The organism is Streptomyces sp. NPDC001980, from assembly GCF_040296885.1.
Taxonomy (GTDB): Bacteria; Actinomycetota; Actinomycetes; order Streptomycetales; family Streptomycetaceae; genus Streptomyces.
On the sequence record NZ_JBEOYD010000047.1, the window covers coordinates 16032 to 29168 of the forward strand.

A 13137-nucleotide genomic window follows, 5' to 3' on the forward strand; every position below is an offset into this window, starting at 1 on the left:
ACTGGGTCAGGGGGCAGCGTGTCGAAGACGGCGCGGCGTACAGCCTCGACGCGACCGGGGCCCCGCCCCAGGAACCTCGGCATTCATTCCGAAGCCATGCGGCACTGGGTGAAGAAGCACGATGCCCACGCTGCCCCGCAGGCTGCTGCCGCCCGTGACGAGTCCGCGCCGATCCGCCAGCTGGAAAAGGAGGACGCCGAGCTGCGGCCGGCGAACGAGATCCTCCAGGCCGCGGCTGCTTTTTTCGCAGCGGAGCTCGACCCTCGACCGCCGCGCTGATCCGTTTCATCGACGCTCACCGTGACCGGTTCGGCGTCGAGCCGATCTGCCGCACCCTGGCCATCGCCGCCTCGACGTACTACGCGGCCAAGCGCCGTCCGCCTGCGGCCCGGTCATTGCGCGATGCTGAGCTGACCGCCGCGATCCGGCGGGTCCACCAGGCCAACTACGGTGTCTACGGGGCGCGCAAGGTCTGGCACCAGCTGCGGCGCGAGGGTATACCGGTGGCCCGCTCCACGGTCGAGCGCCTGATGCGGGCCGAGGGCCTGGCCGGAGCGGTGCGGGGCCGCAAGGTCCGCACCACCTTGGCCGGCAAGGACGGCCGGCGCGCGGGCGACCGGGTCAATCGCGACTTCCGTGCGGCCGGCCAGGACCGACTGTGGGTGGCGGACTTCACCTACGTGCCCTGCTGGGTCGGCACCGTCTACGTCGCGTTCTGCCTCGATGCGTTCTCCCGGCGGATCCTGGGCTGGAAGGCATCGACGAGCAGGCACACGAGCCTGGTCCTGGACGTGGTCGAACAAGCCCTGTGGCAACGCGGCTACCGGCCGAACGACCAGGTCACCGGGCTGGTGCATCACTCGGACGCGGGCAGTACACCTCGATCGCCTTCACCGAGCGCCTGGCCCAGGCCGGCATCGCCCCTTCGATCGGCAGTGTCGTCGATGCATACGACAACGCCCTCGCCGAGGCCACCATCGGCCTGTTCAAGGCCGAGCTCATCAACCGCCGCGGACCGTGGAAGACTTCACGGACATCGAGTTCGCTACCGCCGAGTGGGTCGATTGGTACAACCACCGCCGACTCCATGGAGCTCTCGGCCACGTATCACCAGCCGAATACGAAACCGCCTACCATCACCAACACACGCACGCCAACGAACCCGTCAGCACGTGACATCCCAGCTCTTCACCGAACCCGGAACGGTTCACTCGGGTGTGCCCGCGGGCTTGTGCTCCCACCAATCGCATGGTTCCGCTTGGGATGCCGTAACTGCCCCCAATCGTCCTCGGACAGGGGCGTCGCCGCCTTGATGGCTCGGCGACCCACATGATCGGGTCGGGTCTGTTTAGCGGAAAGTCCAGCACGGGCTGGGATGGAGCTGTTTCAGCAGCGTGACGTGTGCCTTTGACCGCTCGGTAGAGTTGCGGTACCCGAGTTGGAGAGGTAATGGCATGGCCAACGAGATTGTGATCGCGCAGACGACCAGCGACAACGAGGATCAGGCGAAGGCGCTGGCCCGTGGCGCGGTCGAAAGCAAGCTGGCAGCGGGCGTTCACATCGATGCGCCAATCACCGCCTTCTACTGGTGGAAGGGGGAGGTCGAGACGGCGCAGGAGTGGCGGATCTCGTACATGACTACGACGGACCGTCTCCCGGCACTGGAGGCGTGGCTGCACGAAAAGCACCCGTACGATGTCCCCCAGTGGATCACGCTGCCGGTGACCGGCGGGTCGGAGGCGTACCTGTCCTGGGTTGTCGAGGAGACGGCATAGGTCTGCGGAAAGACGGACCGGCCGTACGACTGCGTTCGCGTCCTGGGCTTGTCCGAGTCCGCATAGGGACTCAGGATGCGAACTGCCGCAGATGGCGGCTGAGTTCCTGCTCGCTGTCCGGAAGCGACGCTGCGATGGTCGCTGCACGCTCCTTGCCCATCGTGTTGGGCTTGGCTTGTGCCGCCGCCGTGAACTGGCGCGACACGTAGACGCCTTGGTCGACGTCACCTCCGCGCAGCAGGGCCGAAGCGAGATCGCCGAGGACCACGACGCCTCCGTCCGGGAGCTCGTCTCCGAGGCGGTCGACTGCGGTGTCTGCTGTAGCGATGAGTTCGGGACGCCCCAGCTGCCCGTATACAGAGAGGGCCAGCGAGTCCATGCGGTACGGGGTCACGAAGCGGACCCACGCCTGCTCGCTGGTGTGATCGGCGAAGTCGTAGGCGAAACGCGCTCGCTCCAACGCCCGGAGCGCCCCCATCTCGTCGCCGACCGCCGCGGCCTCCTCCGCGTGCCTCCCGAGAACCCAGGCGGCAGCAGTAGCGTTGCCGTGGCCTCGCACATCGCTGGCCGCTTGAGAAAGGAACTCCAACTTCGCCTTCGGCGTCGAGGCGCCGTAGCTGCTGTAGGTCAGGGCCAGGGCTCGGAGCGGAGGGTGCCCGGCGGTCGTCGCGCACTGGGACGTGACCTTGTAGTAGGCGTCGGCTTTATCGTGCTCACCCAGATCCCAGGCCACCCAACCGGCAAGGGCGGCGGTTTCTCCGGCGGCGATAGTGAGAGCCCGCTCGTGCTCGCCGGCACGTGGCAGAGCCGCAGTGATCGCGTCAAGATGCGACTCGACCGTGCTTTGTAGCCGCCGGGCGCTGAGGTTGAGTTCCTGGACATGCAGTTCAGCAGCACGGTCGATGAGCACGCCGACGGAGGACGAATCGATCTTGGCCCCCCTGCTGAGGGCGATGGCGAGGCGCCCCCAGGGCTCGGCAGCCGCGCTCACGCCGGCAGCGGCGCCACCCAGCAGCGTGCGACGCTTCACGGCGTCCTGGTCCTCCCCCGCATGGGCATGCCCCTTCCTCTTCCGAGCGCGGGCAGCCTTGGCCTCCCGCTGTAGTTCCTCGAAGGGGACACCGCAGGCCGCCGCGATGTGGCCGATTGTGTGATTGGTAGGGATGTTCTCGAAGTTCTCATAGCGGCTGATCTCACGGCGGGTCATGGTGTCCCGGCCGGAGACAGCGTTGATTGCCTCTGCCTGCTCCTCCTGCGTCCGGCCCGCATCCTGCCGAAGCCGCAGGAGCAGGTCGGCGAACGGATCTGCCATGAGTGTGACCTCTGTTGGTGGGCGGAATCCAATCATGGCCTTAATTCCCCTCCAACTTTCCCCCTTGACAGATTTTCCCCCCTCTGGATTCCCCTGGTCGACGGTGTCCCCACGCGGTGCGATAGCCCCCATGACCAGGCTCCAAGAGGAGACCCCGCCCGGCGGGGGCATCCGTAGCTTTGCCGACGTGGCAGGCGTGTCCAGCGCGAGGTCGGTTCACGAAGACCGGCACACCGCATCGGCGAGGCAAGGCATACCGGCGGCATCCCATGGCTGTCAGTCGGCCTTTCTCCCGGATCTCGCGAGAGTTGGGGAGATGCGGCAGACAGCCGGGGCATTCCTACGGCGGTGCCGTGTTTCGGAGCCGGTGGCGAGGGTCGTCGTACTGGCCGTCTCGGAGCTGGTCACCAACGCCGTGGTTCACGGTGAGGGAGAAGTCGTGCTCCGGATCACGGCGGCCGTCGACATGGTGCGCGTCTCGGTCACCGATCACAATCCGGTCCCAGCTGTACTCAAGGAAGCCGGACTCGACGGTGAATCGGGTCGCGGGATCCGGCTTGTCGATGCGATCTCAGACGCGTGGGAGAGCAACGGCAAGGAGACGTGGTGTGAGTTCCGGTACGCGGTCTTCGCCGCTTCGGTGCCGCGGACATGACGCTGACCGGTGCCGTCGTCATCGCTCTGGTCCTCGGGCCGACGGCCCGGCTGGTGCTTCACGGCGAGCGGGCGGCCGGCCCTGCACGAACCGCCGAGGAATTGCCGCCGCCCGGCAACGCTCCCCCTCACCCCCGTGACCACCGACCTGCCTTCTGCCCACCGTTCCAGGCCGCTGCGGCGGCCCCGATACCACCCCGGACGCACGGGGCTCACGGAGATCCACACGATGAAACGGCTTCCGCGCATCGAACAGTACGGCCTGATCGGCGACATGCAGACCAGCGCCCACGTCTGCGATGACGGTTCGATCGACTGGCTGTGCCTGCCCCGCTTCGACTCGCCGGCCCCGTTCCCGGCCCTGCTCGGTTCGGAGAAGCACGGGGCATGGCGCATAGCCCCCGCCGCCGCCTTCCAGGAGGGCTCCGCAGCAAGCGCCGAGCGGCGCTATGTCGGCGAGTCCCTCGTGCTGGAGACGGTGTGGACGACCTCCTCCGGCAGCGTGACGGTCACCGACTTCATGCCGCCGCGCAACGGAGCGCCGCAGGTGATCCGGATCGTGGAAGGCACGACCGGTCAGGTGTTCATGGTGTCCGCGCTGCGCGCCCGCCCGGGCTACGGCCGCATCAGTCCGTGGGTCCACGAGGTGGGCGGGCGCATGGTGGCCGAGGGCGGCGAGGACGCACTGTGGCTGGACACGGCCACCGAGCAGCGGGAGAAGAACGGGGCCATCGTCGGCTCCTTCACGGTCACCGCCGGCGACAGCGTGGCCTTCGTGCTGAGCTGGAGCCCTTCCCACGGCAGCCCGCCCGAGATCCCAGAGCCCGAAGCCGCTCTGGAGGCGACCCTGGCGTTCTGGAAGGACTGGACGAGCCAGTGCACCTACACCGGGCCCTACCGCGACGCCGTCCTCCGCTCGCTCATCACCCTGAAGGCGATGACGTACGCGCCCAGCGGGGGCATCGTCGCCGCGCCGACCACATCGCGGCCCGAGGAACTCGGCGGCAAACGGAACTGGGACTACCGCTACACCTGGCTGCGCGATGCCTCCACCACCCTGGGCGCACTGCTCGGGTCGGGCTTTCGCCAGGAGGCCGGCTCCTTCCGCCTGTGGCTCCTGCGGGCGGTGGCCGGCGATCCGGAGAACCTGCAGATCATGTACGGCATCACCGGCCAGCGGGACCTGACGGAGCGGGAGCTGGGTTGGCTGCCCGGATACGAGAACTCCGCACCGGTCCGGATCGGCAACCGCGCGGCCGACCAAGTGCAGCTCGATGTCTACGGCTACGTGATCGAGACCCTCTACCTCGCGCACGAGAGCGATGTCGCCCACTGCGGCGACACTGCGGTCCTCCACCAGCGACTCGTTGAGCACCTCGCCGAGCGGTGGCAGATGCCCGACGAGGGGATCTGGGAAGTCCGCGGAAAGCGGCGGCACTTCGTCCACTCCAAGATCATGACCTGGGTGGCCGTCGACCGCACCATCCGCTTGATCGAGGCCGGCGCCATGGAAGCCGACCTGTTCGCACTGATCGAGCTGCGCGAGGCCATCCACCGCGACGTGTGTACGCGAGGCTTCGATGCCGAGCGCAACACCTTCACCCAGTCCTACGGATCGCAGGAGGTTGATGCCGCCCTGCTGCTGATCCCCCGGGTGGGCTTCCTGCCACAGGACGACCCGCGCGTGGTCGGAACGGTGGAAGCGGTCCGCCGGGAACTGTCCACCCCCGAGGGCTTCGTGCACCGGTACCGGACCACCGGGAAGCGCACCGGGATCGACGGCCTGACCGGTAACGAGGGGACCTTCCTCCTCTGCTCGTTCATGATGGTCGACGCGCTCGCCCTGACCGGCCGCCTGGACGAAGCCCACGCCCTGTTCGAGCGACTGCTGGCCCTGCGCACCGATCTCGGCCTGCTCGCCGAGGAGTACGACCCCACCAGCGGGCGGCAGCTGGGCAACTCCCCACAGGCGTACAGCCACATCGGGGTCATCGGATCCGCGCTCCTGCTGCAGCAGCTTGGCGCGAATGCGCCTACTGCCAACACGGACATCCTCGTGGCGGCGAGTGCTCGATGAAGACGCCCGCCATCACCACGCTCGTCCTGCTCGCCCTCGCGGCCGTCATCGCCTCGGCAATGGCCTGGGTCACCCGTCGCCGCTGGCTCGCGGCACGACAGCAAGCACATCTGCTGACCCGAGAACAGCAGGCCACCGAGCAGGCCCTGGACCGGCTGGTCCACGAGGTGCTGCCGCAGATCCACAAGGCCGGCGGCCGGGTTGCTCCGCCTGTTCTGCCGCCGGAGCTGACCGGCACCGCGGTCGGCGAGCGGCTGGAGCTCGTGGCCAAGGCCACTGCCGGCCTCGCCCAGGCCATCGTCCGTGACATCCGTTACGCCGCGCACCAGGAGATCGAACAGGTCAAGGCACATGGGGCGGAGGAGCTGCGCCGTTCGCACACCGATGCACAGCAAGAGATCGCACGCGTGCAGGCGAACGCCGTGCGGTCGACCGAGGCCGCGGTGCGCAGCGTGTCATCGGCGCTGGTGGGCATGGCCGCCCGCACCAGCCGCAGGGTCAGCGAGGGGGTCCGGGCGCACCAGGACGACGCCACCTTCGAGACGCTGACCGGGATCGACCGCACCGTCCAGCAGACGCTGCTGGTCGCACAGGGCTGGACCGTCCTGGCCGGCGGCAAGCTGACCCGACACTGGACCACCACGACCCTGACCGATGTGGTGCGGGCCGCGATGGGCTACGTCGAGGACTACCAGCGCGTGGCACCGCAGGAGCTGCCCCTCGCGGTGAAGACCCGTGTCGTCGGGCCCGTGGTGCACACCCTCGCCCTCCTGCTGGACAACGCGCTGCGGTTTTCCCCGCCGCAGTCCCGCGTCCACGTCTCCTTCGAGCAGGGCCACCACGGGGTCACCGTCATCGTGGACGACAGCGGCCTGCAGATGACGCCGGAACAGCTCGACGAGGCACGGGACGTCCTCACCGGCCAGCGCACCGACGACATCACACAGCTCGGCGCCCTTCCCAAGACCGGCTTTCGGGTGGCCGCTGCTCTCGCGCGCGACTACGGCTTCCGGGTCGACGTCCAGGCCCCCAACGCGCTGCTGGGCACCCGCGCGCTCCTCACCCTGCCCCAGGACCTCCTCACCACCGTGGCCGAGGCCGCACCCGCGCCCGCGGCGCACAGCGTCCCGCAGGGCGCGCTCGCACCCATCCCGGAGAGCCGCCTGGCACTGGCCCCGCCCGTGCGAGAACCGCAGCCCGTCCCCAACCCTGCACACCCGCCGGCAGAGGAGCGCCTCGATGATCCAGCCGCGGCCGGCACTACAGCCAGCGGGCTGACACGGCGCAACCGGCGCGGCACCCCGGCACCTGCTCCCGCCCGCCGCCCGGTCAACGCGGAGCCGGGACGCGCGAGCGTGATCGCCTCCTGGGCCCGCGGCACCCAGGCGGCACGCGCCGAACTTGACGCCGCCCCCTCCCTGACCCCTGACGAGCAAGGACACGAGGCATGAGCGAGAAGAACATCGGCTGGCTTCTGGAGCGCCTGGAGGAGACCGACGGCGTGGAGTACGCCGTGCTGGTCGCGGCCGACGGCATGAGCCCGGACTACACGCCCCGCCTCCGGAAGGAGCCGGCGGAGAAGATCGCCGCGATCACCTCGACGCTGTGGGCGGCGTCGCGGGCCTTCGACCGTGAGACGGGCGGCGGGGGCGTGCGCCAGTTCGTCATGGAGTCGGTCGACCACATCTCCCTGCTCATCCCGGCCGGCAAGAACACGATGCTCGCCGTCCGTACCAGCAGCCCCCACGTCGACATCGGCGTGATCAGCGAGGCCGCCCTGCGGCTGGCGGGCAGCGTGGGCGACCAGTTGGGTGTCAAGACCCGGGTGACCAGCGGCGTGGAAGCACCGCCAGCATGAGCAGGCCGCGGCAGGATCCCGACCTGGTCAGGCCCTACGTCCGCACGGGCGGACGTACCCGCCCCGGCACGGACGTGCGCCTGGAGAGCGTGGTCTTCGCCGCGACCGGCACCCACCCCGGACTCCATGCCGACGGACGCCGCCTGCTGGCCTTGTTCGCCGGCGCCCGCGGCGGTGGTCTGGCCGTCGCGGAGATCGCCTCCGAACTCGCCCTGCCGCCCTCGACCACCCGCATCCTCGTCGCCGATCTCATCGGACTCGGGCTGATGACCCTCGCCCAGGGCCACGACGACGAACGCCCTCCCGCCTCACTGATCGAAAGGGTCCTTCATGGCCTCCGCCGTCACGCCTGACCGGTTCGTCGCGCCGACGGTGACGGCGACCGCGAAGATCGTGGTCGCCGGAGCCTTCGGCGTGGGCAAGACGACCTTCGTCGGCAGCGTCTCCGAAGTGCCGCCCGTCCACATGGAAGAGACCATCACCCAGGCCAGCGCTCTGGTCGACGAACTGGATCGCACGCCGGAGAAATCCACCACCACCATCGGCGTCGACTTCGGGCGCAAGCACCTCGGCGACGACTTGGTGCTGTACCTGTTCGGCACCCCGGGCCAGGCCCGGTTCCGGTTCCTGTGGGAGGAGCTGATCGTCGGCGCCCTCGGCGCCCTGGTCCTGGTCGACCCCCGCGACCTCGACGCCTCCCACGAGATCCTCACCCTCCTCGAAGAAGCCGAAGTGGCGTACGCGGTCGCGGTCAACCAGTTCGACGGCGCACCCCGCTACCCGCTCGCCGAGATCCACGAGGCGCTCGCCCTGGACGGACACACCCCGCTGACCGTGTGCGACGCCCGCGAGCGGGCGTCGTGCATGCAGGCCCTGATCCAGCTCACCGAATACCTCGCACGTCTGGAGCCCCGACCGTGAGCACCGCGCCCCCTCGCATCTCCCTGTACGAACCGGACTTCGCCCAAGACCCGCACGCCTTCTACAAGCGGATGCGCGAGCAGTTCGGTCCCCTGGTCCCAGTGGACATGGCGCCCGGCGTGCCCGCCACGCTGGTCGTCGGCTACGAGGCGGCCCGCCGAATCCTCGGCGACCCTCAGCGCTTCCCCGCCGACCCGCGCAGGTGGCAGGTCACCGTCCCGGACACCTGCCCGATCCGGCCGATGATGGAGTACCGGCCCAACGCCCTGCGCTCCGCCGGCGCCGAGCACGCCCGCTACCGGGCCGCGAACACCGCCGCGCTGCAGGCCGTCGACCAGCACGCGCTGCGCGATCACGTCGAGCAGGTCGCCGCCCAGACCATCGGCGCCTTCGCTGCCGAGGGGAAGGCGGACCTGCTGGCCCAGTACGCCTGGCCGCTCTCCTTCGAGACGCTCAGCCACCTGCTCGGCTGCCCCGCCGCGGTCGGGCGGCGGATCGCGGACGGCATGTCGAAGATCTTCGACGGGGTCAACGCCTCCATCGGCAACCAGATCCTCGCCCAGGCCGTCGCTGACCTCGTCGCCCTGCGCCGGGCGCAGCCCGGCGACGACGTGACCAGCAGGCTCCTCGTCCACGTCGCGCGGCTGAACGACACCGAGATGGGCCAGCAGCTCATCACCCTCTACGGCGCGGGCATCGAACCGCTGACCAACCTGATCGCCAACACGCTCCTGGAGATGCTCACCAACCCCGACTTCTCCGGGGACCTGCACGCCGGCGATGCCTCCGTCCGCGAAGCCCTGGACACGGTCCTGTACCGCGACCCGCCGCTCGCGAACTTCTCCATGAGCTACCCGCCCCGGCCCGCAGACATCGGCGGCTACCTGCTCCCAGCCGACGAGCCGGTGGTCATCAGCTACGCCGCCTGCAACAACGACCCCGACCTCGGCGGGCGCACGCCGCTGGGCAACCGCGCCCACCTCGCGTGGGGTGCCGGCCCGCACAGCTGCCCGGCCAGCTCACACGCCTACCTCATCGCCGAGGCCGCCATCCTCCATGTCCTCGATGCCCTGCCCGAGATGGACCTCGCCACTCGCCGCGAGGACCTCACCTGGCGCCCCGGCCCCTTCCACCGCTCCCTGGTGACCCTGCCGGTCACCTTCCCCACCAGCTGAAAGAGACCCCGACGTGCCCGAACAGCAGATCCTCGTCCTCGACCCCATCGGCAGTGACCCGGACGCCGAACACCAGGCGCTGCGCGAGCGCGGCCCCGCCGCCCTCGTGGACATCCTCGGCGTGCGCGCCTGGTCCGTCTCCGACCCGGCCCTCCTCAAGCAGCTGCTCACCAGCAAGGACGTCTCCAAGGATGGCCGCGCCCACTGGCCGGCCTTCGCCGAGACCGTCCCCACCTGGCCGCTGGCCCTGTGGGTCGCGGTGGAGAACATGTTCACCGCCTACGGCGCGAACCACAGCCGCCTGCGCCGCATGGTCGCCCCCGCCCTCTCCGCCCGCCGCACCGCCGCCCTCCAGACGAGCATCGAGACCCTGGTCACCGGCCTGCTCGACGACCTCGACGCCCTCCCGGCCGGGGACAGCGTCGACCTGCGCGAGCACCTCGCCTACCCGCTGCCGATCGCCGTCATCGGACAGCTCATGGGCGTCCCCGCCAGCCACCGCGCCGAGTTCCGCGCCGTGGTCGACAACGTGTTCGCCACCCACCTCACCGCCGAGGAACAGGCAGCCAACGCCGACGCCCTCTACCGCCTGCTGGACGCCCTCATCACCACCAAGCGGACCACGCCCGGCGAGGACATGACCTCGCTGCTGATCGCCACCCGCGACGAGGAAGGCGACGGTTCCACCCTCAGCGACGCCGAACTGCGCGACACGCTCCTGCTGATGATCAGCGCCGGGTACGAGACCACCGTCAACGTCATCGACCAGGCCCTCACCACCCTGCTGTCCGATCCGCAACAGCTCGCCCACGTACGGGACGGCCGGTCCACCTGGCAGGACATCGTCGAGGAGACCCTGCGGCACGAACCCGCGGTCAAGCACCTTCCCCTGCGCTACGCCCTCACCGACATCCCGCTCCCCGACGGACAGACCATCCACTCCGGCGACGCCATCCTCGCCTCCTACGCCGCCGCCAACCGGCACCCCAGCCTGCACCAGGACGCCGACCAGTTCGACGCCACCAGGGTCAGCAAGGAGCACCTCGCCTTCGGGCACGGCGTCCACTTCTGTCTCGGTGCTCCGCTGGCCCGCCTCGAAGTCGCCACCGCCCTGCGCCTGTTCTTCGAGCGCTTCCCCGACGCCCAGCTCGTCACCCGGCGCGAGGACCTGCAGCGCCTGCCGAGCCTCATCAGCAACGGACACACCAGCGTCCCCGTCCTGCTGCGCCCCACGACGACCGACTGACCGGCCCTCAACGAGGAACCCTTGCCATGACCGCCCCCGCCCCAACACAGCCCCTCACCCCGTCCGAACAGCGCATCGCCCAGCACGTGATCAAGGGCCTGGACGCCCGCGCGATCGCAGCCGCCACCGAGCTCAAGCCGAACACCGTCCACTCCACACTGCGCACCGTGCGCTGGAAGCTGGCCTGCCCCGAGCGCTGCTCCCTCGCCGTCGTCGCCCACCGCCTCCTCGACTCCGGCCAGCTCACCGCCCCGACACCGCAGCGGCCCGCTCCGGATCTCAGCCCCGAACAGATCAGCCTGCTCAAGGCCGCCGCCGAACACACCCTGCCCCGCGACATCGCCCTAGCCGCCGGCCTCGCCCCGGCCGACCTGCGCGACGCCCTCGCCCAACTCCTCGCCGCCACAAGGGCACAGGACACCACCGAACTGGTGGTGCTGGGGCACAGCTGGAAGCTGCTGCCGGCCGAGGAAGCCGCCCACGCGACGCGAAGCGGGGCAAGCCAGTGATCCGGCCCACGACCTCCACGGCCAGCGAAGACCGCTCCGCCCCCGTCCCGTTCACGCCCAAACCGCCGGCCGCCATCTACGAGATGCGCATGCTGCGCACGGCGGCCGAGCGCGAGGAAGCCGCCGCCCTCGTCCAGGACCGCCAGCGCTGGCTCACCCTTCACGGCCTGCCCGTACCCGCCCGCGCTGACATACCGGCACTCTTCCGCGAGGCGCAGACCGTGTCCGCCGGGCTGTTCGAGGACGGGAGGCTGCTGGCCTGCATGATCCCCGAGCACGACCCCGACCTCGGATGGGGCCAGGGCCCATGCCTCTTCCTGAGCTGCGTCCACACCCTGCCCGGCCAGTCCGACGACATCACTCGCCTGATCACCCTGTGGGCGTCCGACTTCGCCGCCCGATTCGACCTCCACGTCGTACGGGCCGAAACCCTGGCCCGCCACGCCCTCGAAGCCGAACCCCTCGCCGCCCTCCTGCATCGACTCACCGACACCGGCTGGGACGTGCGCGGATCCGGCACCGGACGCGACGGCGATCGAGTCGCCCGTCTCGAACTCCCCGCCGAGCACCGCCCCGGGCTCCGCGCACTGATCAGCTGCCAGGTCCACGCGCCGCAGCCAGCCCCGGACGATCGGAGCACCGCATGACAACCGACGAACCGCAGCGGCCCGACCTCGCCCGCGAGCTGATCACCCGCGCCACGGAATCGGCCGCGCACCGGGCCAAGCGCGTGCGCGACCAACTCGACGCCGTCCAACTCGGACAGGGCCGGCACACCGACCACGCCAACACCAAAGTGCTGCGCCGCATCCTGGCCGACCACGACTGGCCCGGCCACCGCCTCGTCGGCCCCGACGCAGCCCGTGCCGCATGGAGCATCGCCCTGCACAGCGACGACGAACCCGACTTCCAGCGCGCCGCCACCACCCTCCTCGGGCGCGCAGTCCAGGCTGGCGACGCGCTGGTCCAGCACTGGGCGCACCTGCACGACCGCGCCCTCATCACCAGCGGGCGCGACCAGGAGTACGGCACCCAGCTCGTGCTGCGCGCCGATGGCATCGAGTTGTGCCCGCTGCGTGCGCCGGAGTCCGTCGACACACGCAGAGCCGCCGTGGGTCTACCGCCGATCGCCGTCGCACTGAAGGCGGTGCACCGCCGGTACACACCTGACGGCTCTGCCGATCAAACCCCGACCGTCGTCCTCGCGGGGGCCACGTGAAGAAGCGCAGCCCGCAGCAGCCTGACGGCACGACACCCCCCTTCCGGACGCGCGAACCTCAGGCGACTTCGCCGCCCATCGCCGTCTGGCAGCAGACCCCGGGGCCCGACCGGGCCTCGGCATCCCGCACCATCCATCACTCCTAGGAGGCATGCATGACCGCCATCCAGGCCGAGAGGCCGACCGCCCGCGCGCAGGCGGACCTCGTGAAGACCGACGACGACCCGTTCGGACTCGACATCACCTTCATCGAGGGCACGCCGGCGACCGAGACGGTCCTGATGTGCAGCACGGGCGACAACTGCGGCAGCTCCTGCCCCAGCGCCTGCACCACCTCGTAAGCCGGATCACTCGGCAATGCGGGCCGGACGGGGCTCTCCCCGCCCGGCCC

General features: G+C 70.0%; 16 protein-coding genes, 1 pseudogene and 1 other annotated feature. Of the genes and pseudogenes, 16 read left to right on the forward strand and 1 reads right to left on the reverse strand.

The window, feature by feature from the left end; genetic code table 11:
- Nucleotides 1-18 precede the first annotated feature (18 nt).
- From ABT137_RS51145 to cutA, 4 genes and pseudogenes are all read left to right on the forward strand, one after another.
- Complete coding sequence (locus tag ABT137_RS51145) at nucleotides 19-279, forward strand: hypothetical protein (protein ID WP_467847293.1); 261 nt, start codon at nucleotides 19-21, stop codon at nucleotides 277-279.
- Nucleotides 237-351 (forward strand) — a sequence feature (AL1L pseudoknot). It overlaps the preceding gene by 43 nt.
- Nucleotides 324-866 (forward strand): annotated as a pseudogene (locus tag ABT137_RS51150) (IS3 family transposase); the annotation flags it as partial. It overlaps the preceding feature by 28 nt.
- 151 nt (nucleotides 867-1017) lie before the next feature.
- Nucleotides 1018-1176, forward strand: coding sequence for an integrase core domain-containing protein (locus ABT137_RS51155; protein ID WP_502984666.1), 159 nt, complete (start codon nucleotides 1018-1020; stop codon nucleotides 1174-1176).
- A 278-nt stretch (nucleotides 1177-1454) separates the two neighbouring features.
- A complete protein-coding gene (gene cutA, locus ABT137_RS43010; protein WP_351717733.1) occupies nucleotides 1455-1775 on the forward strand; it encodes a divalent-cation tolerance protein CutA in 321 nt (106 codons plus the stop codon).
- Nucleotides 1776-1845: 70 nt separating this feature from the next.
- Here cutA and ABT137_RS43015 read toward each other — a convergent pair whose 3' ends face one another.
- On the reverse strand, nucleotides 1846-3087 hold the full coding sequence (locus ABT137_RS43015) for a helix-turn-helix transcriptional regulator (RefSeq protein WP_351717735.1): 1242 nt from the start codon (nucleotides 3085-3087) through the stop codon (nucleotides 1846-1848).
- 130 nt (nucleotides 3088-3217) lie between these two features.
- On the opposite strand from ABT137_RS43015, the gene ABT137_RS43020 reads away from it, so the two are divergent.
- The 12 genes from ABT137_RS43020 (at nucleotide 3218) to ABT137_RS43075 (ending at nucleotide 13087) form a co-directional block, all read left to right on the forward strand.
- Nucleotides 3218-3742: an ATP-binding protein gene (locus ABT137_RS43020; protein ID WP_351717736.1), complete on the forward strand. Its 525-nt coding sequence runs from the start codon at nucleotides 3218-3220 to the stop codon at nucleotides 3740-3742.
- Nucleotides 3743-3970: 228 nt separating this feature from the next.
- On the forward strand, nucleotides 3971-5818 hold the full coding sequence (locus ABT137_RS43025) for a glycoside hydrolase family 15 protein (RefSeq protein ID WP_351717738.1): 1848 nt from the start codon (nucleotides 3971-3973) through the stop codon (nucleotides 5816-5818).
- The gene (locus tag ABT137_RS43030) at nucleotides 5815-7269 is read left to right on the forward strand and encodes an ATP-binding protein (protein WP_351717740.1); all 1455 of its coding nucleotides are present in this window, start codon (nucleotides 5815-5817) and stop codon (nucleotides 7267-7269) included. The genes ABT137_RS43025 and ABT137_RS43030 overlap by 4 nt, the downstream gene beginning before the upstream one ends.
- A complete protein-coding gene (locus ABT137_RS43035; RefSeq protein WP_351717742.1) occupies nucleotides 7266-7676 on the forward strand; it encodes a roadblock/LC7 domain-containing protein in 411 nt (136 codons plus the stop codon). Before ABT137_RS43030 ends, ABT137_RS43035 begins: the two co-directional genes overlap by 4 nt.
- On the forward strand, nucleotides 7673-8029 hold the full coding sequence (locus tag ABT137_RS43040) for a DUF742 domain-containing protein (RefSeq protein ID WP_351717744.1): 357 nt from the start codon (nucleotides 7673-7675) through the stop codon (nucleotides 8027-8029). Before ABT137_RS43035 ends, ABT137_RS43040 begins: the two co-directional genes overlap by 4 nt.
- The gene (locus ABT137_RS43045) at nucleotides 8007-8597 is read left to right on the forward strand and encodes a GTP-binding protein (protein WP_351717746.1); all 591 of its coding nucleotides are present in this window, start codon (nucleotides 8007-8009) and stop codon (nucleotides 8595-8597) included. The genes ABT137_RS43040 and ABT137_RS43045 overlap by 23 nt, the downstream gene beginning before the upstream one ends.
- Nucleotides 8594-9772 (forward strand): cytochrome P450, encoded by a 1179-nt coding sequence (locus ABT137_RS43050; RefSeq protein WP_351717748.1) that lies wholly within the window; start codon nucleotides 8594-8596, stop codon nucleotides 9770-9772. The genes ABT137_RS43045 and ABT137_RS43050 overlap by 4 nt, the downstream gene beginning before the upstream one ends.
- 13 nt (nucleotides 9773-9785) lie before the next feature.
- Nucleotides 9786-11018: a cytochrome P450 family protein gene (locus ABT137_RS43055; RefSeq protein WP_351717750.1), complete on the forward strand. Its 1233-nt coding sequence runs from the start codon at nucleotides 9786-9788 to the stop codon at nucleotides 11016-11018.
- Between the two features lie 26 nt (nucleotides 11019-11044).
- Nucleotides 11045-11527: a LuxR C-terminal-related transcriptional regulator gene (locus ABT137_RS43060; RefSeq protein ID WP_351717752.1), complete on the forward strand. Its 483-nt coding sequence runs from the start codon at nucleotides 11045-11047 to the stop codon at nucleotides 11525-11527.
- A gap of 74 nt (nucleotides 11528-11601) precedes the next feature.
- Nucleotides 11602-12174: a hypothetical protein gene (locus ABT137_RS43065; protein ID WP_384577191.1), complete on the forward strand. Its 573-nt coding sequence runs from the start codon at nucleotides 11602-11604 to the stop codon at nucleotides 12172-12174.
- The gene (locus tag ABT137_RS43070) at nucleotides 12171-12746 is read left to right on the forward strand and encodes a DUF6624 domain-containing protein (RefSeq protein ID WP_351717755.1); all 576 of its coding nucleotides are present in this window, start codon (nucleotides 12171-12173) and stop codon (nucleotides 12744-12746) included. The genes ABT137_RS43065 and ABT137_RS43070 overlap by 4 nt, the downstream gene beginning before the upstream one ends.
- Nucleotides 12747-12901: 155 nt before the next feature.
- On the forward strand, nucleotides 12902-13087 hold the full coding sequence (locus tag ABT137_RS43075) for an FxLD family lanthipeptide (protein WP_351717757.1): 186 nt from the start codon (nucleotides 12902-12904) through the stop codon (nucleotides 13085-13087).
- Nucleotides 13088-13137: the final 50 nt, after the last annotated feature.